Origin of the sequence: Moorena sp. SIO1G6 (assembly GCF_010672795.1) — a bacterium.
Lineage (GTDB): Bacteria > Cyanobacteriota > Cyanobacteriia > Cyanobacteriales > Coleofasciculaceae > Moorena > Moorena producens.
Map to the genome: position 1 here is coordinate 47,891 of NZ_JAAHFZ010000024.1, position 22,809 is coordinate 70,699.

Annotated in this window: 15 protein-coding genes and 6 pseudogenes; 13 read left to right on the plus strand and 8 right to left on the minus strand. The window is 42.9% G+C overall.

Annotated features, from left to right (window positions below; translation table 11 throughout):
* Positions 1-237: 237 nt before the first annotated feature.
* Positions 238-903, minus strand: a complete 666-nt coding sequence (locus tag F6K63_RS21720; RefSeq protein ID WP_008184689.1) for a hypothetical protein — start codon at positions 901-903, stop codon at positions 238-240.
* 1,054 nt (positions 904-1,957) lie between these two features.
* On the opposite strand from F6K63_RS21720, the pseudogene F6K63_RS21725 reads away from it, so the two are divergent.
* From F6K63_RS21725 to tkt, 4 genes and pseudogenes are all read left to right on the plus strand, one after another.
* Positions 1,958-2,780: pseudogene (locus F6K63_RS21725) on the plus strand (IS5 family transposase).
* A gap of 362 nt (positions 2,781-3,142) precedes the next feature.
* Positions 3,143-3,400 (plus strand): acyl carrier protein, encoded by a 258-nt coding sequence (gene acpP, locus F6K63_RS21730; RefSeq protein ID WP_287313098.1) that lies wholly within the window; start codon positions 3,143-3,145, stop codon positions 3,398-3,400.
* A 63-nt stretch (positions 3,401-3,463) separates the two neighbouring features.
* Complete coding sequence (gene fabF, locus F6K63_RS21735; RefSeq protein ID WP_287313116.1) at positions 3,464-4,714, plus strand: beta-ketoacyl-ACP synthase II; 1,251 nt, start codon at positions 3,464-3,466, stop codon at positions 4,712-4,714.
* Between the two features lie 379 nt (positions 4,715-5,093).
* On the plus strand, positions 5,094-7,100 hold the full coding sequence (tkt, locus tag F6K63_RS21740; protein ID WP_287313099.1) for a transketolase: 2,007 nt from the start codon (positions 5,094-5,096) through the stop codon (positions 7,098-7,100).
* A 464-nt stretch (positions 7,101-7,564) separates the two neighbouring features.
* Here tkt and F6K63_RS21745 read toward each other — a convergent pair whose 3' ends face one another.
* Complete coding sequence (locus F6K63_RS21745) at positions 7,565-7,792, minus strand: hypothetical protein (protein WP_131827124.1); 228 nt, start codon at positions 7,790-7,792, stop codon at positions 7,565-7,567.
* Positions 7,793-8,393: 601 nt separating this feature from the next.
* On the opposite strand from F6K63_RS21745, the gene sds reads away from it, so the two are divergent.
* From sds to F6K63_RS21760, 3 genes and pseudogenes are all read left to right on the plus strand, one after another.
* Complete coding sequence (sds, locus tag F6K63_RS21750) at positions 8,394-9,365, plus strand: solanesyl diphosphate synthase (RefSeq protein WP_008184698.1); 972 nt, start codon at positions 8,394-8,396, stop codon at positions 9,363-9,365.
* Positions 9,366-10,398: 1,033 nt separating this feature from the next.
* Positions 10,399-10,947 (plus strand): annotated as a pseudogene (locus F6K63_RS21755) (reverse transcriptase N-terminal domain-containing protein); the annotation flags it as partial.
* A gap of 426 nt (positions 10,948-11,373) precedes the next feature.
* Positions 11,374-11,736: pseudogene (locus F6K63_RS21760) on the plus strand (hypothetical protein); the annotation flags it as partial.
* 24 nt (positions 11,737-11,760) lie between these two features.
* Here the strand turns inward: F6K63_RS21760 and F6K63_RS21765 are convergent.
* Positions 11,761-11,922 carry a hypothetical protein gene (locus F6K63_RS21765; protein ID WP_267872037.1) on the minus strand — a complete coding sequence of 54 codons (162 nt, stop codon included), beginning with the start codon at positions 11,920-11,922 and terminating at the stop codon, positions 11,761-11,763.
* A 402-nt stretch (positions 11,923-12,324) separates the two neighbouring features.
* A pseudogene (locus F6K63_RS21770) lies at positions 12,325-12,414 on the minus strand (transposase-like zinc-binding domain-containing protein); the annotation flags it as partial.
* A gap of 1,134 nt (positions 12,415-13,548) precedes the next feature.
* Between F6K63_RS21770 and F6K63_RS21775 the strand changes: the two are divergent.
* The 5 genes from F6K63_RS21775 to F6K63_RS21795 all read left to right on the plus strand — a co-directional run bounded on the left by F6K63_RS21775 (position 13,549) and on the right by F6K63_RS21795 (position 17,959).
* The gene (locus F6K63_RS21775) at positions 13,549-14,916 is read left to right on the plus strand and encodes a hypothetical protein (RefSeq protein WP_008184713.1); all 1,368 of its coding nucleotides are present in this window, start codon (positions 13,549-13,551) and stop codon (positions 14,914-14,916) included.
* A 544-nt stretch (positions 14,917-15,460) separates the two neighbouring features.
* Positions 15,461-15,751, plus strand: coding sequence for a DUF2499 domain-containing protein (locus F6K63_RS21780; RefSeq protein ID WP_008184715.1), 291 nt, complete (start codon positions 15,461-15,463; stop codon positions 15,749-15,751).
* Between the two features lie 203 nt (positions 15,752-15,954).
* The gene (locus F6K63_RS21785) at positions 15,955-16,284 is read left to right on the plus strand and encodes a DUF3593 domain-containing protein (protein WP_008184717.1); all 330 of its coding nucleotides are present in this window, start codon (positions 15,955-15,957) and stop codon (positions 16,282-16,284) included.
* A gap of 19 nt (positions 16,285-16,303) precedes the next feature.
* Complete coding sequence (locus F6K63_RS21790) at positions 16,304-16,480, plus strand: hypothetical protein (RefSeq protein WP_287313100.1); 177 nt, start codon at positions 16,304-16,306, stop codon at positions 16,478-16,480.
* Positions 16,481-16,750: 270 nt separating this feature from the next.
* The gene (locus F6K63_RS21795; RefSeq protein WP_353813065.1) at positions 16,751-17,959 is read left to right on the plus strand and encodes a protein kinase domain-containing protein; all 1,209 of its coding nucleotides are present in this window, start codon (positions 16,751-16,753) and stop codon (positions 17,957-17,959) included.
* 125 nt (positions 17,960-18,084) lie between these two features.
* On the opposite strand, the gene F6K63_RS37365 is transcribed toward F6K63_RS21795, so the two are convergent.
* Both F6K63_RS37365 and F6K63_RS21800 read right to left on the minus strand, forming a co-directional pair.
* A complete protein-coding gene (locus F6K63_RS37365; RefSeq protein WP_353813068.1) occupies positions 18,085-18,213 on the minus strand; it encodes a transposase-like zinc-binding domain-containing protein in 129 nt (42 codons plus the stop codon).
* 84 nt (positions 18,214-18,297) lie between these two features.
* Complete coding sequence (locus F6K63_RS21800) at positions 18,298-20,115, minus strand: fatty acyl-AMP ligase (protein ID WP_287313101.1); 1,818 nt, start codon at positions 20,113-20,115, stop codon at positions 18,298-18,300.
* 545 nt (positions 20,116-20,660) lie between these two features.
* Here F6K63_RS21800 and F6K63_RS21805 point away from each other — a divergent pair.
* Positions 20,661-21,485 (plus strand): annotated as a pseudogene (locus F6K63_RS21805) (DUF6444 domain-containing protein); the annotation flags it as partial.
* 68 nt (positions 21,486-21,553) lie between these two features.
* On the opposite strand, the pseudogene F6K63_RS21810 reads toward F6K63_RS21805, so the two are convergent.
* Positions 21,554-22,639: pseudogene (locus F6K63_RS21810) on the minus strand (IS4 family transposase).
* Complete coding sequence (locus F6K63_RS21815) at positions 22,552-22,788, minus strand: hypothetical protein (protein ID WP_287313102.1); 237 nt, start codon at positions 22,786-22,788, stop codon at positions 22,552-22,554. Before F6K63_RS21815 ends, F6K63_RS21810 begins: the two are co-directional and overlap by 88 nt.
* Between the last annotated feature and the right edge of the window lie 21 nt (positions 22,789-22,809).

Consider the following 22,809-nt stretch of genomic DNA (forward strand, 5'->3'; position numbering starts at 1 on the left):
TATAAAATGGTTAATACTATACTCATGAATTGTTAATTGTTAATTGTTAATTGTTAATTGTTAATTGTTAATTGTTAATTGTTAATTGTTAATTGTTGATTTGCCATTTTCAATTTTCAATTAACGAAAAACCCAGAATTATAAGTAGTCAACCGGACAGGATATTACTCATGACCGTAACTGTCCTGCTTTAAGCTTGTAGACTGATCAAAATTTATCATCAACACATCTTGGTTTTTACATCTTTAGTGCTTCGATTTCAGTGAGTAGGGATTGAGTTTCAATATGCTTCTGTCTCAGTTTCCCTGCCAAGATATTTTTTTGCTGATTTAGTTGTTGTTTTTCCATAGTCAGGCATTGATTTTCAGCCCTCTCCAACTCAAGTTGCCTTTCTAAGCATGCTTTATCCCATGCCAATTGTTTGTTTTGTCTTAGGAGTGATTTAACTTCCGTCTTGACTTGGTTTAGCTCCACAATTATTCCTTTGGTTTTCTGTACCATAAACTCCCAGGCTTGATAATCCCAATTTGAAGTTTCTGCTCCGCCATCAAGCTCTTCAAGAAAAGCCTGCTTTTCCAACTCCAGCCGTTCAACCCTCTCTTGCAGTGAGACATTTTTTTTATGCAACCTCCTTAAGGAGTTATTAACTACAATAAACTTATTGATTATCCCGATGATTTGCTGATGACTTTCTTTAAGTTCATAGTCCAGCCACTTGATTTTCTCATTAGCCAAATTTAGATCTTGTTCAATGGCTTCATAGTTATTGAAAATAAAAAAAAACCAATAAATTAATAAATTTTGGATTTGATTGCTATCTTTGATAGTATTGTTTTTGGGTTTATAATCATAAATTGCCAATAAAAACCAGCTGAATAACCAAAAAATGATACTTGAATTCATGAGACCTTCCTTGTCAAGTGATTACATCACTTTTAGCATCAACGTGACCTAGTACGACAACCGTGTAAATACATAATTGAGCTAACTGAGCTAACTCATTCCAAAACTGATATTACGAGGAATTTAACCGAATTAGTGTATTTTGAAAAGCTCCTCTTGATAAAACAAAAATTTTTGACTGCTAGGCTTTTAGTCGGGATTGGTTAGTTAGCCCATCAACTAATACCAATTCTTCAAAGTAGAAGTTATAGATGCAGATGGTCAGATGGTCAGATGGTCAGAGGCTCAGATGCTCAGAGGCTTAGATGCTCAGATCAAACGAATGTGTAGCCATGTGAGCACTAAGAATTGGTATAACTTAAGAATTGGTATAACTTAAAAATTGGTAGAAGTACTGTATTAAAATCGGTAGAAGTACTGTATTAAGTATTCATACTGATACTAAGCTCGACTTAATGGATTGACGCACGATCCCTGGGATCGCAACTCCGTTAAACTCATAAGCCTTAGGCTTTTTGACTCTTGCAAGGTTACTAAGACACCCGATATGGCAAGAGTCTAGTGCTCTGTTTAAGGAAGGCTTAAGAAGTCAGCTTCCCGTTACTCGGTTTTTTTTATAAAGTTTTGTTTAATTAGCTTGACAAAAATAAAAAACAGCTGAAACTTTCCAAGACCGACCATCGTGAATTAACAGGGTGAACTCAAGGAACGATGTTGAAATTCTGCCCATGAAACTCTAACGTTTGGCTGGCTAAAGCTTGGAAGGCAACCGTCATCTGCGCGGAAAAGGAGCGGTTTGGCGAGGTTTGGTGTACAATTCCCGAGGATGTCTCTTAGGTTACCATCAAAACGTTGTGCAAACTAAGCAGTGTTAGGGTCTTGAGGACACTAATATAGATAGATAACACTGGTAACAAAGGCACCAAAGCCTTTAAGGATTAACGAAAGTGGGTTCAGGGTCTCAGAGCTGATTTCTAAAGGTAGTCTAAAGAAATGGACTACAACTGTGGTAGTCCTTGTAGATTATTACCTGGACTTCCTCTGGCATTTCTCCATGAGCCGCTTACCTAAGATTGCTAACCCCCATCGCCCAAACTATCCTAGTGACCTCAGTGATGCGGAATGGAGCATCATTGAACCCTACTTACCGAGTCCTAAAGGGTTCGGTCATCCCAGAACGGTTAATCTTCGTGAGATTCTTAACGGGATATTTTACGTACAACGCACGGGCTGTCAATGGGAAATGTTGCCTCATGATTTACCGCCCTATTCTACTGTCTATAAATACTTTCGCAAGTGGCAACCGCTTTGGCATATGGCAAGGGATTCATGACAAGTTACGAGGCCAGTTACGCACCGAATCAGGACGTGACGAACAATCAACGGTGGCGATAGCCGATTCTCAATCGGTGAAGACCACAGAAAAAAGGGGGATGTCTACGGCTATGACGGTGGCAAGAAGGTTAAAGGCCGTAAACGCCATATCGTCGTAGATTCGCCAGGTTTGCTGATTGGTATGTTAGTGACCGAAGCAAACATGTCAGAGCGATTGGGAGCTGTTGTTGTTTTTAATGAGTCGAAAGAAGCTCTCTCCAAGTTGAAAGTGGTTTGGGTGGATCAAGGGTATTCGGGAAAGAATTTTGCCCATGCGGTCAAACAAGTGTGTGGTGAGTCAGTGCAAGTAGAAGTCATAGAACGCAAGTCAAAGGAGTTTGAGATATTGCTTGCCAAAGCGTTGGATCGTGGAACGCACGTTTGGGTGGTTGAATCGATTTCGCCGTTTGAGTAAGGACTATGAACAGTATACACAGATGAGTGAGGCGATGATTTCTGGTTCTCTCATTCGCCTGATGACAAAACGACTAGCAACAGTTTAAGGTTCTGTTTAGAAATCAGCTCTCAAACATTGGCTTTCAGATGCTGTCTTAAGATCGACAAGATATCCATAGTCTATTCAAAGGTAGGTTGCCAGGTAACGTGGGAAGGAGATTTATGTGGGGCTCGGCTGTGGTAAGTTTGACCAAAGTACTGCTTGATCTCATTGACGTAGTCTTGAATATCCTCAGGTGGCAAGAAGGCAGCGGCGTTTTGAATTATCCAAGGAATTGCTCAGGGTAATGGTCGTATATCTTCTTATCTACCTACAAGATGAGACCTCTTTCGGATAAGATCATAAAACCCCTAAAATCAGTAAGTACTGCTTGAGAGGTTCTAGCTAAAAAGGCTGAGGAATATTTATATGAGCGAAATTTTCACTAAAGTTCAAGGCATCGTTTCAGAACAGTTGGACGTTGAGGCGGACCAGGTTAAGCCAGAATCCAGCTTTGCCAATGATCTGAACGCTGACTCCCTAGACACAGTTGAACTGGTAATGGCGTTAGAAGAAGCTTTCGATATCGAAATCCCTGATGAAGCGGCGGAAAAGATCGACACTGTTCAAAAGGCTGTGGATTACATTGAGGAAAAAGTAGGAGCAGGAGCAGAAACTCCAGCTTGATCAGCCTGATTCATTACCGCAAGTTCTGCGTTCACGGTCGATAAGCCTAGTTTTAATGGCATGATGACAAACTTTGAGAAAAAACGGGTCGTTGTTACAGGTCTCGGTGCAATTACGCCGATAGGCAACACTGTGGCTGAGTACTGGGAAGGGTTGTTAAACGGACGCAATGGTATTGGTTTAATTTCCTTATTTGATGCCTCCAAGCACGCTTGTCGTATTGCTGGCGAGGTTAAGGGCTTTGATCCCCATGACTACATGAAGGGTAAGGAAGCAAAGCGTATGGACCGCTTTGCTCAATTTGCGGTTTCTGCCAGTAAGCAAGCATTAGCTGATGCCCAGTTTGAGATCAATGACCTGAACGCAGAACAGGTCGGTGTAATGATTGGCACTGGCATCGGTGGTCTGAAGGTACTGGAAGACCAGCAAACAGTTCTTATTAAACGTGGACCTGACCGCTGTAGTCCGTTTATGATCCCGATGATGATTGCTAACATGGCAGCTGGTCAGACAGGAATTCATACGGGAGCCAAGGGACCCAATAGTTGCCCAGTTACTGCTTGTGCCGCAGGGTCTAATGCCGTAGGTGATGCGTTTCGCTTAATCCAGCGAGGCTATGCCCAAGCAATGATTTGTGGCGGTGCTGAAGCGGCGGTGACTCCCCTAGCAATGGCTGGTTTTGCATCAGCACGAGCTTTATCTACTCGTAACGATACTCCTGAGTCAGCTTGCTGTCCTTTTGATATCGCTCGCAATGGCTTCGTGATGGGAGAAGGTTCTGGGATTGTGATCCTAGAGGAACTAGAACACGCCCTCAGTCGTGGGGCAAAAATTTATGCCGAAATCGTCGGCTATGGCATGACCTGTGATGCCCATCACATGACATCCCCTGTACCAGGTGGCGAAGGAGCAGCCAGGGCTATAGCACTGACGATGAAGGATGCTGGTTTGACGGCCGAACAGGTTAGCTACATCAATGCCCACGGGACTAGTACAGTTGCCAATGATAAAACTGAAACAGCAGCGATTAAAAAAGCTTTAGGAGACCATGCCTATAAAGTAGCAATTAGCTCCACCAAATCCATGACAGGTCATTTGTTGGGAGGGTCTGGTGGCATTGAAGCAGTGGCTTCAGTGATCGCAATTGCCCATGACCAGATTCCACCAACGATAAATTTGAACAACCCAGACCCTGAATGCGATTTGGATTACGTACCCAATTATAGTCGCCAGCAGATGGTAGAAGTAGTGCTATCCAATTCCTTTGGGTTCGGCGGTCATAATGTAACCCTAGCCTTCAAAAAATACCGGTAAAGTGGGAATAAAGTTTGAATGGTTAACGGCTTACTCCGTAGGAGAACCAAAAGGGTAGCCTTTATATTATGGTAGGCATTGGGTGAAGGTAGCTCAAGGAAAAAACTAGTAGTTACAACTACTAGTTAATGATACTTACTGAGTAACCCATATTCCCACGCTTTATGGATTGTTTTCATCCTTGATGCTTCATCTTACACTACCAGAGACGCTATCAGGCGAACATCCTTCATGCTTAGCCAATCCCTATCTCTTGCTGATTGATCCCGGTAATGGGATTATGAGAAAGTACCTTTGGGTCAACCGAGAGCCACCCTTGTTTGAACTCAGACAAATTATTGTTAGACCATAGTACACACATATCCATTAAACAGAAATTATGGCCGTTGCAACCCAGTCTCTCGAAGAACTTTGCATCAATTCCATCCGCTTCTTGGCGATTGATGCTGTAGAAAAGGCCAAGTCTGGTCATCCTGGGCTGCCCATGGGGGCGGCTCCTATGGCATTCGTGCTTTGGGACCGTTTTCTGCGGTATAACCCCAAAAATCCCAATTGGTTCAACCGCGATCGCTTCGTCTTGTCGGCTGGTCATGGCTGTATGTTGCAATACGCCTTACTTTACCTAACTGGCTATGATGGTGTAACCATAGACGATCTTCAGCAGTTCCGCCAGTGGGAATCGGTTACACCTGGACACCCAGAAAACTTTGAAACCGATGGGGTTGAAGTAACTACTGGTCCATTGGGACAGGGAATTGCCAATGGTGTGGGTTTGGCAATGGCAGAAGCTCACTTAGCTGCTAGGTTCAACAAACCGGATGCTACCATTGTCGATCATTACACCTACGTCATCCTTGGTGATGGTTGCAACATGGAAGGGGTGTCTGGTGAAGCCTGTTCTTTAGCGGGTCACCTAGGACTTGGTAAACTCATCGCTCTCTACGATGACAACCATATTTCCATCGACGGCTCTACGGACTTAGCCTTTACTGAAGATGTGGGTAAGCGCTTTGAAGCGTATGGCTGGCACGTCCAACATGTAGAAAGTGGTAACACTGATCTCGAAGCTATCAATGATGCCATAGCAGCAGCCAAAGCCGTAACAGATAAGCCGTCTTTGATTAAGGTAACCACCACCATTGGCTATGGTTCTCCTAACAAAGCCAATTCACATGCTGTCCATGGTGCAGCTTTAGGTGGGGATGAAGTGGAGGCCACTCGCCAACACCTGGGATGGGAATATGAACCCTTTGTAGTTCCAGATGATGCTCTCAACCATTTACGGAAAGCTGTGGAACGGGGTACGGAAGCGGAAGCTGCCTGGAATCAAACCCTAGCTGATTACAAAACAAAGTATCCTGAACAAGCAGCAGAATTTGAGCAAATTACCAGTGGCCAACTCCCGGAAGGATGGGAAAAAGCCCTGCCCACCTACACGCCGGAAGACAAGGGAGTAGCAACCCGTAAACATTCTCAAGCCACTCTCAATGCACTCGCTCCCGTACTGCCTCAATTGATTGGTGGTTCCGCTGACCTTGCTCCCTCCAATCTCACTTTATTGAACATATCTGGGGATTTCCAGAAAGGGCAATATGAAAACCGGAACCTGCGCTTTGGCGTCCGGGAACATGGGATGGGGGCGATTTGCAATGGCATTGCCCTTCACAACTCTGGTTTGATTCCCTATGGAGCCACCTTCCTCATTTTCACCGACTATATGCGGGCAGCAATTCGCCTGTCGGCTCTATCAGAAGCTGGTGTAATTTGGGTAATGACCCACGACTCGGTAGCCTTAGGTGAAGATGGTCCGACACACCAACCTGTGGAAACCATTGCTTCCCTAAGGACTATACCAAATCTGGTAGTCCTTCGACCTGCTGATGGCAACGAAACCTCTGGGGCTTATAAGGTAGCTATTGAGCGTCGTAATGCTCCAACTCTCATCGCCTTTACCCGACAAGGTCTACCTAACCTAGCTGGTAGTTCCATTGAAAGCGCGACCAAAGGAGCTTACGTCCTCTCTGACAGTGATGGTACTCCTGACATTATCCTGATTGGTACTGGTAGCGAAGTGTCACTGTGTGTCCAAGGGGCTGAGCAGTTGCGAGAGGAAGGGAAGAAAGTCCGTGTTGTCTCGATGCCAAGCTGGGAACTTTTTGAAGCGCAGGATGAAGCCTATCGGGAATCCGTCTTGCCCAAAGCAGTTACCAAGCGCCTCGGGGTTGAAGCTGGTGTCAGCTTTGGTTGGTGCCGTTACTTGGGTACCGAGGGTGATATGATTAGCATTGATCGCTTTGGTGTTTCTGCTCCCGGTGGCGTCGCTATGGCGAAGTTTGGTTACACGGTTGAAAATGTAGTCGCTAAAGCCAAAGCATTGTTGGGATAATTAACCCAATATAATCCCTAATTCTACCTAACTCAGCTAGGGGCAACATTTCCCTGGTCATGGCAAGGCAAGACTAATCCTTGTTCTAGTGCCAGAGGGAACAAGGGAGAGGAGAAACTCTCCCTTACCTCGACCACCACCAGGGCTGTTTGGTTTTCCGTTACCCCTTAGGCCATTAGCCAAAAGGGGTAAAGCCTGACTTCACCCTTTTGGCAACGTCAGTCCTGATCACGGCAACCTTGTATATTGGAGTATCGCTAAGATATACTTGGATATACTTGATCATGAGCCAGTAGACCATGACCTGTCAAAATCTCATAGCCAAACAGATCAACACAGACAGTGGTCAGAACTATTTGCGTCTATCTGTTTTTGGGAAAACTCAAAATCTATTTAGACAATCTGGTACTCATTGCGCCAGGTTTCAAGACTCTTCCTACCCAAGCAGATGAATAGGCCATGGGTTATGCTGGAGGAGATTCACTTTGAGACCTTTGAGACCATCCCTTAACCTGGTTGACCTGGGATGCCGACTCAGTTGGCACACGAGTAGCCAAGGCGTTTTTAATGGGATTAGCAAAGTACCTTGGAGAACGTTGAACACGCTGGGCTAGTGTTAACAGCACATAGATGGTGATTAAGTAGCCAGTAGCTAGCAGGGGGATCATTAACGACATATCAATGTATAACATAAGAGTGAACAAGAGACAGATAGATGCAACGTTCTATAGAAATCTGCGGCAAAGCCATCCTAAAACCATATAGTTCTAGGATCTGGTTGCGGATAATCAGGTATGGGATACAGGTGTTTACTGCAGTTGACCGTAACCACCCTCGCCTAGCTAAATCCTGATCTTAAGGTGAGAATCATCTCAACTCAGGCTCCCGATTAGGCAACTTTTGGTGGTTATGTCTGGTTTACAACAAGTTTACTCAGTAGAGATACTGAGAGATATCAGTAGAGATCCTGAGACATAGATGGGATAGAGAGGCTTGTCTTGCCTAAGCCTACTTCTTTGCTATGGTGGGATCACCGAATTTAACTCTCCCCTTACCACGTTTGTTTGGAATTCAGTATGTTAAATCTTTAAAACCCTCAATTATCAGGATAGCACAAAAATCCTGGGTAGCCATACCGAGATCGGTACAGACTTAACAAGTCTATACAATTCCTCAAATTTCCTTCCAGTTATGCCATAAACTCAACAAAATTTTCCTATCGGGGACGGTTAGCTTAGAATTAAGAAAGAAATATGTAAACTTTCGTAACTAACTTCTGAGTCGGCTGATCACATGACCTCAGTGACCTCCCTTTTTGCTTCGGTAGAAGCAGATCTGTATCTATTGAGTGAAAACTTAAAAAACCTGATTGGTGCCAGTCACCCAATCTTATACGCTGCAGCTGAACACTTATTCGGAGCTGGGGGAAAGCGGTTACGACCAGCCATTGTATTGTTGGTCTCACGGGCAACGATAACCAACTCCAAGATTACTCCACGTCATCGCCGTCTAGCAGAAATTACTGAGATGATTCACACGGCTTCTCTGGTGCATGATGACGTGATAGACGAGTCAGATGTACGCCGGACGGTGCCCACTGTTAATAGCTTGTTCAATAACCGAATCGCTGTGCTAGCTGGTGACTTTCTGTTTGGTCAATCGGCTTGGTATCTGGCTAATCTGGATAACTTAGAGGTAGTTAAGCTGCTCTCTGAAGTGATTAAAGATATGGCAGAGGGAGAAATCCAACAAGGACTGAGTCGATTTGACACCACGACAACTATAGAAGGCTACTTGGCAAAGACTTATAACAAGACAGCTTCACTGATGGCTAATAGTGCTAAAGCAGCGGGATGCCTAAGTGGTGTTTCAGATCAGGTAGCCGAAAATTTATATCACTATGGACGTAATTTGGGGTTGGCGTTTCAGATTGTAGATGATATTCTAGACTTTACAGCTTCCACAGATGTGTTAGGTAAGCCCGCAGGGTCAGATTTAGTAAGTGGAAACCTCACAGCACCAGTTTTATTTGCCCTCGAAGAAAAACCCTACCTAGAGGTGCTCATAGAGCGAGAGTTTGCCCAGCCGGAGGATAAAGAACAAGCCTTGGCACTGGTCAGGGATAGTAAAGGAATTCAGCGATCGCGGGAAATGGCTGCCAAATATGCTCAGGCAGCAGTTAAAAATATATCAGTGTTGAAACCCTCAGAATCCAAACAAGCTCTGATTGATCTGAGCGACTATGTCTTGAGTCGCTTATACTAGAACCTTGGGTATACTAGAACATTGGAGATTGTACTCTAAGCATGGTTTGGCATGGGTAATCGGTAATGGATAATCGGTAATGGCTCAGGAGTAATGACAATTACCAATTATCTTTTTCCTGATTACCAAAGCCTTAAAATACTAATGCTGAAAATACTGATGCTGTGTAGGTACGCAGTTTTAGTGCATTACTCCAGATCAACCTGATTTATCGAATTGGGGAGTTTGAGGGGAAAGTGCGATTCGTTGGCTATAAACCTTATCCCACAAGGATTTGGGGGAATAGTCGCTAGGTCAGGAAACTGAACCATGACAACTTGATAACCATGATGGTGAAAATCCATCCGGAGGCGAAACCTTAGAATAGTGGTTTGAAGTTACCGTAAGAATTTTGAAGCCTTATTCCATGAGTTTTATCCCTTTTACCCATAGCCTGTCGCCTATAAAGGCTTCTTTATTCTAAGGTTTCATCTCCGGCCTTATTTCATATAACTTAAACTCATAACTCACAGACTGTCGCGCATTTCGGCGACCCTATTCTTACGGTAACTTCAAACCCTCGCGAAATCCGAGTGACAGCCCTACCCTGATTCATAGGAAGTAACACACCTATGGATTAATGCAAGGGTCGAACAGTGAAGCACTGCAAGCCAAAAAATGGTGTTAGTAACAGGCAAGGGACTCATGGGTACGAATAGGAAGATACGTTTAAATCATCGTTACAAACACGTAGCGAAATAAGGCTGATACGCTACCGACAAAACGTCAATGGAATAAAGATTATAGATTTTTCCCTCTATAACGATTTACCACAATATTCCCGGTGAATAGTATCGCCCTAAAAGTCCGCAGAATGGTTATCAGGAACGAATTAACCCTCACATGTACTCTCAGGAAGGTCGAATATTCTGAGTAGGTAGTTAGCCGCAAGTCATGTGGGGGCGAGATTGAGCTCAGTTGCCAATGCTTAGAGTAATATCTAGGATATGCTGACGGACTCACGTTATAGGAAATGGTGTAGTTGTAAGTAGTAATGAAAATGCCCAATACTCGGGGTTTTTCCCCAAAGTCGGAATGGAATAAGGTTAACTGGCGAAAGCTAGAAAAGACTTTATTTAAGTTACAAAAACGAATATACCGAGCCTCACAACGTGGTGATGTCCGCGTGGTTAGAAAGCTGCAAAAGACTCTGATGAAATCCTGGGACGAAACCTTAGAGAGGGTCGCCTTAATTCATATAACTTAAAACTATTACCTATAACCTGTCGCGCTCAATGGCGACCCTCTCTTACGGTAACTTCAAGGACAGCCAAAATGATTGCGGTCAGGCGAGTTACCCAGGAGAACAAAGGTAAAAAGACTGCCGGAATAGACGGGATTAAAACTTTAACCAATAAGCAGCGTCTCGCCTTAGTAGCCAAAATTAAAGTCTCCACAAAGGCACAACCCACCAGAAGAGTATGGATTCCCAAACCCGGACGGACGGAAAAACGCCCATTAGGTATCCCAACCATATATGACCGTGCTCTACAGGCACGCGGCCATTCAGGCTCTTGAACCTGAATGGGAAGCAAAATTTGAACAAGACCGTGAGACGCATTCCCCCACCTGGCCGCAGGCCACGCTACGCGAACGCTCAGGTTTTGAAGTTACCGTAAGATAGGGTCGCCTTATTAAAAAAGATTTAAACCTTTTCTGCATAGCCTGCTGACTATAAAGGCGACCCTATCTAAGAGGATATCTCCCAAGTTTTTTGATACTGAATTTTGCCCCCCTGACCCCCCAACTTTGGGGGGAACAAGAGTCAATTTGCTTCTAAAAGTCCCCCAGAGGGGGACCAACGGGGGCTTGGATGTAGCAAATGAGACTTCTCAGACAACCTCTAAGGTTTCGTCTCCGTGGTTAGTCCACGCCAACAACAATTACTAAAAACCTGGAACATTCATTAATCTCTTGTCGTCTAATCTTTTGTAGACTAAAAATTAACTAAGGATATTTTATTAGACCAGTGAAAGCGCCAGCAAAAGTCATACGAACTGACAAATGGAAACTTAATCCGTCCCCCGAACAGAAAGTGTTATTCGGGGAGACGGTCAAAGTTTATCGTCAGGCTTGTAGGTACTTAGTTGGTATTATTTATACTCATTGGTCTGAACTTGGCGAGTTAACAGCAGATCAGTTAACTCCTGCTGTCGAAAAGTTGATGCATAAAACAGCCAAGCGACCTAATGTAAAATATCCTCAGTTCAATAAGGCTTTTCATAAATTTCCTAGCTATTACCGTCGAGCAGCAATCGCATTTGCAGCTGGGCAGGTTAGCAGTTATGTTACCAGATACCGTGAATGGCAGTCTGGTGTCCGAAAAAGGAAAGGCGTTGCTGAATAACGAAATGGTTTAACTATAAAGGGGGATTTTTTGATATTTTAAATAATAAATAAGAAGTCTAATTGATAACTCCAACATTGGTGATGATTTAGAATAGCAAAGAGTTCGCTGATGTAGTCTGGCTAAATAATGTCTCAATCTGGTATTTTCATTTTCTATGTCTTGATGCAGTCGCTCATGGTTTGTTCGCGTTCGCCTTTGGCGTGGCCTACGGCCAAGCGTCGGCAGGCCTTGAAGTTACCGTAAGACAGGCTTGCCTTAATCAATGGAGGCGCGCTTTCCGCGTGAAGAATTAAATTACGGGGTCGCGCCTCAAGTTTTAACCATGCATCTGCATAGCCTACCAACCATAAAGGCTCCCCTGTCTAAGGTTTCGTCTCCGGGGGAAACCACGGCAATAGCGAGTGGGGGGAACCCCCAAGACCGTAATGGTGCGTTTGACCCGTAATTAAATTCGCCACGGGTCGCACCTCTGCCTCCCCAAGACCGCGCTGCATCGCTTAGATACATTTTTAGGCAAAGCAATTTAGTTTTTTCATCGTAACCACGCTCAGTTTTAACCTCTATAAATTGTCGCCCACATTCGTTGCATTTATATCTTTGTTTTCCTCTTTGATGACCATATTTATGAGTTTTATGGCTATGATATTTAGGGCATTCCATGGTTTTCTTTTTAGAATACCATTTTTTGATTCAGCAACGCCGAAATCCTTTCAAGAATATGGATTGCGGTTTGATATCGAGGAAAATTTCTGGGCGTTGCTGATTATGGGTATGGTTCCGCCCCCCTAGCCCCCCAAGCGAGGGATTGCTCGCTTGGGGGGAACAAAACTCTTAAAGTCCCCCAAGCGAGGGATTGCTCGCTTGGGGGATTTAGGGGGCTTTCATAAAATCAGATAATCGCGCATTCATTCCTTAATTCAGCAACGCCAATTTCTGGGATGACCAGTCCAATGGGAGCGAATGTGCAAAAATCCCAAATTCGCTCAGTTCCTGCTTGATCAAGGGCTTAGGTTCATCCTGGCAGTTGCTACGTTATATGTCACAGCCCCTTGGGGTTGAGGTCGTTGAAACCGGTTTTCGTCGATGGGTAGACACACACTGGCCCAGGAGGAAACAGCTATTTTCGGTAGGGTTTGGAGTGGGTCAAAGCCTCCGAGCGAAAATGGCTGGAGACTGATTCGTCGGGTTCGTTTTACATAGGTGCCCTTGACCTTGGCGAATTAAATTCGCCACGGGTCGCACCTGAGTAATCATGATCCTGACCCAGTGATGGCTTCACGAACACAACATGATAAACGACGGTATCGACTGGAATTCAAAATACAAACGTACGAGTACGTGGTTGATTAGTTTTGTCAGTCAACCAGCCCATCAGGTTCTTGCTTGTATCTGTTCCCGTTCTAAAACCAAACACCAAACACCAAACACTTAACACCTAATTATGATCAGAAAATGTTAAAAAAATCAGTCGAAATTTCATTGTTATAGCAGTTCAAGTTATAGGATTACGATCGAATAGCCTGTAGGAGCGCTTAAGCGTACTTGGCAATTACCGCTAATTTTGTGTCGATAACCCCTCATCACAACAGGGTGTATTTAGGATATCCTATGACTAACACTTATGGGATAGGGTCTTGACTCGGGAGCAGTTATTATGGTTAACTGCTAACAGTTAAGCATGAGGGTAGCAGCGGGCAAGCTTTGTCCTACTCCTAGACGGAGATAGGTTAATTTTTAATGTCGCTCTTTTGTGATTTGTAATAAGTCGTAGTTTGGTCTGTATGGAGTAAGCAGATGGATGGTGCTTTTGGGAGCAAAAGGTTAATTGGTAATCACGCCCATCAAGAGGATGAATTGAACTCAAGGGTAAACTCAAATGCGATCGCAAAATCAAGCTCTATTCTGGACTTGATTTCCTCAAATTCCGATCAAGTCAGGGTGTTTGCCTTCGATATCCGAAGCCAACCTCACTTTCAGGGCAAGAATACACTCCAACCTTGGGCGTCACGAGCCCTAGCTGTAGCTGGTTCAGACGATGTCGTGATGATTCCTGGAAATCTGGATGCAGAGTACTACGACTGGCTGAAAAATCTTGGCTTAGGACCCCAGAAAGTCTTTGCCTTCAACCGTGAAAATGAACCAGCACTGCTCTCAGAGCTGATAATGCAAAAAGCGGATGAAGTAAGAGCATTTCTTGCATCGATTGGAAAACCCTTGGTGTTTGTTCCTTATTATTCGGCAGATCTAGATAAACAGGCGGCGTCAACCATTGATGCCGTTTTTTTTGGCTGTGATCAGTCTATTACCTTAAAGTATTTTGACAAGTCCACCTTTAAGGACCTGTGTCAGTCTCTTGGTATTCCCACAGTACCAGGAACTATCCTGAGTAAATCATCAGACTCTGAGGATTTTGAGACAAAACTGCGACAGGAAATCTTAGGTTGGCTTAAGGATTATGAGACGTTACTGATCCGGGGCGCACAAGGGTCTGTAGGCTCATCACTTTATAAAGTTAACAGCAGTAACCTCGACACTGAGATGCCAAAAATGCTGGCATCGGGAGAGAGTTGTTTTTTAATTGAGCCATTCCTTAAAGTCATTACATCCCCCAATGACCAGTGGATGATTGGCAGCAATGGAGAAATTGCTCATCTGGGAGTGACATGCCAGCTATTTAGTGGGTTAAAACATATCGGTAACGTGAAAGGAAAACCCTATTCAAGACGGATAGAAGGGTTAATTCGCGATTACTCCTTCAAAATCGCCCAGCAGATGCGGGATGATGGCTATCTTGGCATCTTAGGCATCGATTATATTGTCACAGATCAAGGAATATTTCCCATCGAAAATAACGCCCGATTGAACGGATCGTCCTTTGCGTTTTTTATTCTTGACAATTTGTTTGGTTCTAGTGACTACGATGGATGCTGGAAGGTGTTGAGACTTGAAATCGAACCCTGTAGTTTTAGCACCCTCCGGGAAAAGATTGGTTCCTTAATTTACCAGGGTAATGGTAATCCGAATTTTGTCTTTCCTTATGAATTTGACACCTTACGAACTCAAGGGGATGTCACTATACTAATTGTAGCTGAGGATTTACATCACCTGGAATACGTTGAGAAAGAACTATTATCTAAGCTAGAGATAGCAGCTCTTAATTAAAGTATGTCAGCTAATAGCTCACAGCTGAAGGCTCATATATAATTATTTTCTCATTAAACAGTACTACACCAGGCCAATTTGTCTTCATAACTAGAAAGTTATGGTCTACTTTATCCTGATCAACCTCACAAATATAGCTTACCTTAGCTATATTTGTGACTTCGCCTAGGGTAGTAGGGCAATTGCAATGGTATTTCCTAGTTCAGAGTACTATTGTATGAAAACTGGGTACCTGTTAAGCAAAAACTAGTACTAGTTTCTGGTTAACCAGTACTGTTGTGTAACAAACGGGTACCCGTTTATCATTAAGCAGTACTGTTGTGTAACAAACTAGTACTGTTGTGTAATAAACGGGTACCTGTTTCTGGTTAACCAGTACTGTTGTATAACAAACGGGTACCCATTTTTCCTTAACGGGTACTGTTTCTCATTAATGGGTACCCGTTTCTCGTTAACGGGTACTGATTTGTGAGTACGGTAGACTTAATAGCAAGGGAAATGTAGTTTAGCCTATACTATTAGGTTTTTTCTGACGTTTTTTCTTATGCATGCTCTATCAATTCCAACTTGGATTATTCACATTTCCAGTGTTATCGAGTGGATCGCTGCAATTTGGCTAATCTGGACCTATGGTGAAATTACTGGTAATCGTGCTTGGTGGGCATTGTCTTTTGCCATGTTACCAGCATTGGTCAGTGCTATGTGTGCTATCACCTGGCACTTTTTTGACAACCAACAATCCCTGGAGTGGATGGTTACACTCCAAGCAGCGATGACAGTTGTCGGTAACTGTACCCTTTGTGGAGCAGCTTGGTGGATTTGGCGTTCAGCCTAAGGTTGCTACCAATGCCAGGGATAAGTTGTACGGTAAGCTATCAGCTATCAGCTATCAGCTATCAGCTATCAGCTATCAGCTATCAGCTATCAGCTATCAGCTATCAGCTATCAGCTGACGGCTGACGGCTGACGGCTGACAGCTGACGGCTGACGGCTGACGTTTTACGAATCATTTTGACAACCGTTTTTGCTGATCTTCAGATGATTTCTAAAGAGACATTATTTGCCATTTCCCTATTTCCTTACCTAGGATTCTTGTGGTTTCTCACTCGTTCTGGACAAACACCCCGTTTAGCGCTAATCGGATTTTACGTCCTCTTGGTGTTTGTTTTTGTTACCATCCCAGCTGGGATTTATTCCAAGGTAGCTTATCAGGAAGCATTAGCTGATGTGGATTGGCTACATGGCAGTGCTGAGTTTTTTTTAACCCTTTCCAATACTTTAGTAGTACTGGGCTTCCGACAAGCAATTATGGAACATATCGCAAAGGGAACAGGGAACAGGGAACAGGGAACAGGAAACAGGGAGTAGCGATGCAGAGGTGCGACCCGTGGCGAATTTAATTACGGGTCAAACGCACCATTACGGTCTTGGGGAGGCAGTGAGGCCAAAGGGGGTTCCCCCCATGAGCAACTGCCGTGGTTTCCCCCATGAGCGACTGCATCAAGACGGGAATATGGCATTAAAAATTATCACAATTCCTACACGGATTGCTATAAGGTTTTGAAGTAATCAGGTAATTATACCAAATCCGCTTGCCACACCCCCTTTATAAAAAATCGACCAAATCCTTTTATTCGAGGAATCTATAGCTGTTTGGATAAGGGGGGTATGGGAACAGGATTTGGTATTAGATAATGAGGGGATAGGCAGATAAGCTACATAATCTCAAAAAATTCCCTACTGTCACCATCAGTCCTGATCACATCATTGTTTATCTGTTCGTAGATAGGGCAATATATAATTATAGATAAAAGCCCGACTGCTGACCAGTATAATGAGCTACTGTCTCAATCCCACTTGCCCCAATCCCAAAAATCGAGAAGGAACTAAATTTTGCATTGCCTGTGGCTCGAAGTTGCTGCTCAAAGAGCGATACCGAGGGATTAAACCTATAGGTCAGGGTGGATTTGGTAAAACCTTCTTGGCTGTGGATGAAGATAAACCTTCCAAACCTCCCTGCGTCATCAAGCAGTTTTTTCCCCAAGCCCAGGGAACCAATACGGTTCAAAAGGCCGCTGAGTTATTCACCCTCGAAGCGGTACGGCTGGATGAGTTGGGCAAACATCCTCAAATTCCGGAACTGCTGGCGTATTTTTGTCAAGATAGCCAACAGTATTTAGTCCAAGAGTTTATCGATGGACAAAACTTAGTCCAAGAACTGGCAAGTCGGGGTGGATTTAATGAAGCACAAATTCGGGCGCTACTGGATGATTTGCTGCCATTGCTGCAATTTGTTCATCAACATCATGTCATCCATCGGGACATCAAGCCAGAAAACATTATTCGCCGCAGGGGTTCAAGGTCTTCTGTTGTGGGGGGAGCAACTCAGGTCGCTGGTCAACTGGTTCTGGTTGATTTTGGAGCATCGAAAGCTGCTACTGGCACTAGTCTAGGCAAAACTGGGACAGCGATTGGCTCATTTGGTTATGTATCACCAGAGCAAAGTATTGGTAGAGCAGTTTTTGCCAGTGACATCTATAGTCTTGGCATCACTTGTATTCATTTGTTGACCGATAAGCACCCCTGTGATTTATTTGATGTCAGGGAGGGTGTCTGGATATGGCGCAACTTTTTGAGTCATCCTATTAGTGATCACCTTGGTCGCATCATCGACAAGATGATAGCGGGGGCTATTAACCGACGTTATCAATCAGCGACTGAGGTAAGTAAAGATTTGCATCCTAAAACACCTCCGGCAACAGCTCTAAGGCAACAAAAACCAGTTACACCTATCAAACCTACTGTACCATCAAAGCCTGCAGTCGGGGGATTGAATAAAAGGATTGCTCAAGAATTAGAAGAATTGAAGTCTGAAATTATGGGTAATCCGACCCCTAAATCAACCCATAAAACCCTTGGATCTAAAGTTTCTGGGTCTAGTAGTTTACCAAAAACTAAAACTCAACTTGATCTGGAACTGGAGGAGATTCAATCTGAATTTATTGGCTCTTCTAATCCTCAGCAAAATCCTGGTTCAAGTTGAGAAAGAGGGTGCATCTCAATGCATGCAATTAGGCAAAAATTCTAATAAAATCTCCAGAATTACCACATTACGGACACTCCGGACACTCCCGATACTCACGAAACTTCCCACACTTCCCGTATTTTTTACAAATATGAGATGCACCCTCCACATTCGTTGCATTTATATCTTTGTTTTGCTCTTTGATGACCATATTTATGAGTTTTATTACTATGACATTTAGGGCATTCCATGGGTTTTTTTTTAAATACCATTTTTTTATTCAGCAACACCACAATTTTTTTTTGGTCAATTTATGCCGAAAGTGACACTCAGCTTTCTACATCGTACTCTTGTCCCTACCTCAGATGCGCCCCATTTTTTGGAGTTGCCCTCATAACACTCATAACAGTTAGTTTTCTTAAGTGTTCTGGATTACCACCACCTGAATTTATAACTTCCAAAGTTCCCTCTAGAAACTTAATCCGACAAGCTTGACGCATTATCTTGCCACTTGAAGTTTTAGGAATGCTACCTGGTTTGATCAATGCGATCGCATAAACCTGTAGTTCGTGTTGCGCCATCAATTCCTGACGAATATCTCCATTTACTTCATCGAAATCCAGTTTTCGCAGCCAACTTCGTTCAACCTCCTGAACAACGACTAGTTTCTCTTCGTTATCTACCTCAATCCCAAATGCAGCCCCTGAATTTTTACGCAATGATGGGTGACTATTTTCAACAGTAAATTCAATGTCCTGAGGATAATGATTGTGGCCTCGAATGATGATTACATCCTTCAAGCGCCCAGTGATAAACAGCTGACCATTCTTGATGAACCCCAAGTCACCAGTACGTAGAAATGGACCTTCACCAGTATCTACTGTATAAGCCTTAAATGTTTGCTTTGTCTCTTCTGCTCTATTCCAGTAACCTTGAGCAATACTCAAATTTGATACCCAAATTTCGCCAACTTCATTTGATGAGCATCTAATTAAAGTATTGGGATTGATTATAATTACATTTGTGTCACAAATCGGGAAGCCACAACTAACCACATATCGATTTCCCTTTTGATTAGTATCCCCCTCAACAATCTGATTTTTCTCTAAGGCTGATGCCACAACTGGGGTGATTTGAGGCACATTATTGTGAGGTTTAGTCGCTACTAGTAAGGTTGCTTCTGCAAGGCCATAAGCTGGATAAAAAGCTGTAGCTTGGAAACCACAGGGTTCAAATTTTTGAATAAACTTTTCTATAGTATCTTTACGAATTGGCTCTGCTCCATTACTAGCAGTTCTCCAACTCCTCAGGTCTAACTCAGATAATTGTTCCGAGTTAACTTTCTGAATACAGAGGTCATAGCCGAAGTTTGGGCTTTGGCTATGGGTTACCTGATACTTAGAAATAGCTTCCAGCCAGCAGCTTGGTTTTTTAATAAAGGCTAATGATGACATGACATAACAAGTAATACCAGAATAAATTGGCTGTATCAGTCCATCAATTAGACCATAATCATGGAAGTAAGGCATCCAAGTAGCTGCAACACTATCTGAAGTGTAGTTCCAAGCCTGCTTGATGTAGGCAGAATGGTGCATTAAATTGTTATGGCTAATTATAACGCCTTTTGGTGTGGATGTAGACCCAGAAGTATATTGTAAATAAGCTATACCATCTAGATCTATTTTAAATTCCTGCCATTGGCTTGCTAGTTCGTCTGATATCTCCTCAGTAAATAACCATAGTATATTATGATCTTCAAAATCTTTTTTCCATTCATCTGAGAACAGAGAATAAATTTCAGATTTAGTCAGCACAATAGAAACTCGGGCATCCTTGACAAAAGCTTGAAGTCTAGGCAGAGTTCGCTTCAACCGAATTGCATCAGGCGGGGGAGCTGGTATAGCAATGACTCCTGCATATAAACATCCAAAGAAAGCACAAATAAAATCTAGAGGCTGTGAATAGAGCAGCAATGCTCGCTCCCCCTTAGCTATCCCCATTGTCTCAAGTTTAGCAGCGATCGCCCGTGCCCTCCTTTCCAATTCTCCATAAGTCAAACTGTTTGCTTCTGTTTGTCCATTAAAAAGAAACCTATAGGCTTTTTTGTTACCTTCATTCGTTGCTCGATAACGTAGGAGGTCTATCAAAGATAGAAATTTATTGTTAGTATTCATAAAAGTTGTCCTTCATTAATCATCCATTATAGCAATGAGCGCTGGCATATCTACATACTACTAATGTCTTTATGTTTAGCATAAACTCCTACTACATGACCGATATTTTTGATGTGCGATCGCAACTCAGTTCCCCTGTCGTGAGCCAAATATATTTTTGCCTGCCAGAGCTGACATCAGACGGGAGCATGTCAAATTCGTAGAACAAATGTACTAAAACGACTGATAACTGGTACTCAAGCCCGGAAAACACTATAGTTCAAGAGTTTGTAGTTCAAGTGTTCTTACAAAATTGACCTGCTCCCACATCAGACGGTCTGTGCTCGCGTCTCAATTTCACCCCATGCAACCATGCTTACCTTCAAGTTTTATAGACTCACCCCTTGAAATTTAATTCCTAGGAATAATTGATTTAACCACTACGGAAAAACGTAACTGCTCACCGCAATAAAGATGCTCTATTGACAACGGAGAAGCCAAATTGAACACTTGGATGTATATTGGTTCTTATGACTCCAACCGCCACCGAGAATTCCCAGTCCGTCATGAGCGTCGCCTCCGAACAGTTGGTGACCAATGTACTGCTGGTTGAGTGGCACGCGCATAGCTGCAACAACAACTATCCCTTCAACAACGAGTGATTGAACAGCAGCAAAGACAAATCTTTGGGCAGCAGCAAGAGATAGAACAATTAAAGGAGGAGCGAGACAAGCTCAAAAACCGCTCCTCGAAAAATAGTTCAGTCCCTCCTTCATCTGACCAACTCCAAAAGCCCAGCAACAAAAGTAAGCGCAAAAAGGGGAAAAAGCGTGGTCCCAAGTATAATCATCTTTGGAATTACCCGTAACGGATTTGGCACTCCTGACGAAATAGTGACTATCGAGCATGAAAGCTGTCCCATGTGCGCTACTTCCTTAGAGGTAGTAGAAGAAGCTCCACAAAAAGTCCAGCAAGTAGCTGAAGTAGTCGAGCAACCAATAGAAATCAGAGAATATCGCCGCCCTCTATACAATTGTCCCAATTGTGGATGGTCTGGTTATAGCTCTATGCCTTGGGGAGTCAAAGAAGGATTCAGCTATGGGGGACGACTCTGTAGCATTGTGGGCGGGTTTTGATATGGGGGCAACTTGAGGTGGCGTAAACAGGAATATTTTGTCGAATATGTCTTGGGGGTTCCTATTTCTCAGGGAAGTCTGGCAAAAATGCAACGCTGGTTCCAAGAGAGTTTGGAGCCTTCTTACCAACAATGGCTAACCTACGTCAGACAGCCAGGGGTCAGGTGTGTGGATGAAACGACCTACTGTATAGATGGCATTAAGTATTGGTTGTGGGTAGCTACCAGTGACCAGGTATGTGCCTTGATGTTAGCCAGAAATGTTGAATTTCGTAATAAAACTTTACATATAGAGATATAATTGTCCTATCAATGATACAATTGTCAACATTTCATAATATCTTCCATCCAATGCACATAACTTATTTTTTGACACATACAGGCTTGTAAATAGCGAAATTTATCTAATATTTTTTCACCCCATTCTTTAGGGACATAGACAACTTGTAAAATCAAATAAGCAATGAGACTTGCATAAATTTGTATTGCAATACCATTAATATTTTTGGTGATCAACCTATCCAACTTTAGGTGCATCTTTAAAAATTTCCATTGTCTTGGTGCGCTTTCCCTAGGTCGGGAAACCCGACCGGGGTCGCACCGCAACAATTCAACTCCCCACCTTAATCGATAAATATCCCTAATCTCATCATCCTTAACTGCTCCATCTCCATGACTTGGTAAATTGGTGACTAACCGAAATTCAGTTTTCGTTTCTAAATCACAAAAATTAATCACTCTATAGGCTTTTGCATCTTTTGATGAACCAATTTTTATTAGTCCTGTCTCTGAATCAAACTCTAACTTCCAATTATTATTAATTCGTCAAACAAAATATTTATCGGCTTGCACTAATTTTTCAATAAAATTTAATCCAGCAAATCCTCTATCCATTACTCCTACACCGTCTTCTGGTAATTTAGACATCATCTTGTCACCAAACCTATAATCATGATCATTGCCAAAATTTACCAAATTATCCTCTGGTATTCCTGTAGATAAATTTAGAGAACTAAAAAGTTTTACCTGATGATAACCCAAAGCCCATAGTAACTTACTTGTTAATGTAATAACTGTTGAATCAATTGGACAAATGGCGTATTTATTATGTAACTTTTTATTGGATTTATTCTGGACTAATTTATTTAATTTATTATAAATTTATTGAAATATTTCTTGACTTATATGTTTATTAGCCTTGGAAAATGTTGAAATATCTACGTCAATTCCTGTATTATTTAATCTTTTAAATAAATCTCGCATACTCCTTAAGCTATTATCTAGAGAATAACCTAACCAACATTCAACAAAAAGACGGCTGTTCAAAACCGGGTAATCATTTTTGGGTAGACTTTTGAGAATATCTTTGACAATCTTAGGAAGCGATGCAGCGCGGTCTTGGGGAGGCAGCGCTGCATCGCTTCTTCAATACCGAATCGTGTTTTATAAGCCTCAATAGCTACTGGTAGCGACCCCAAGTTAGTCAAAATAAACCATCCTTCATTTGCGCTCATTCCCCAACGCTTTTGTTGCCATTTAGCTGCCAAATCAAATCCCACTACTTGTTTTGTCTTAGTAAT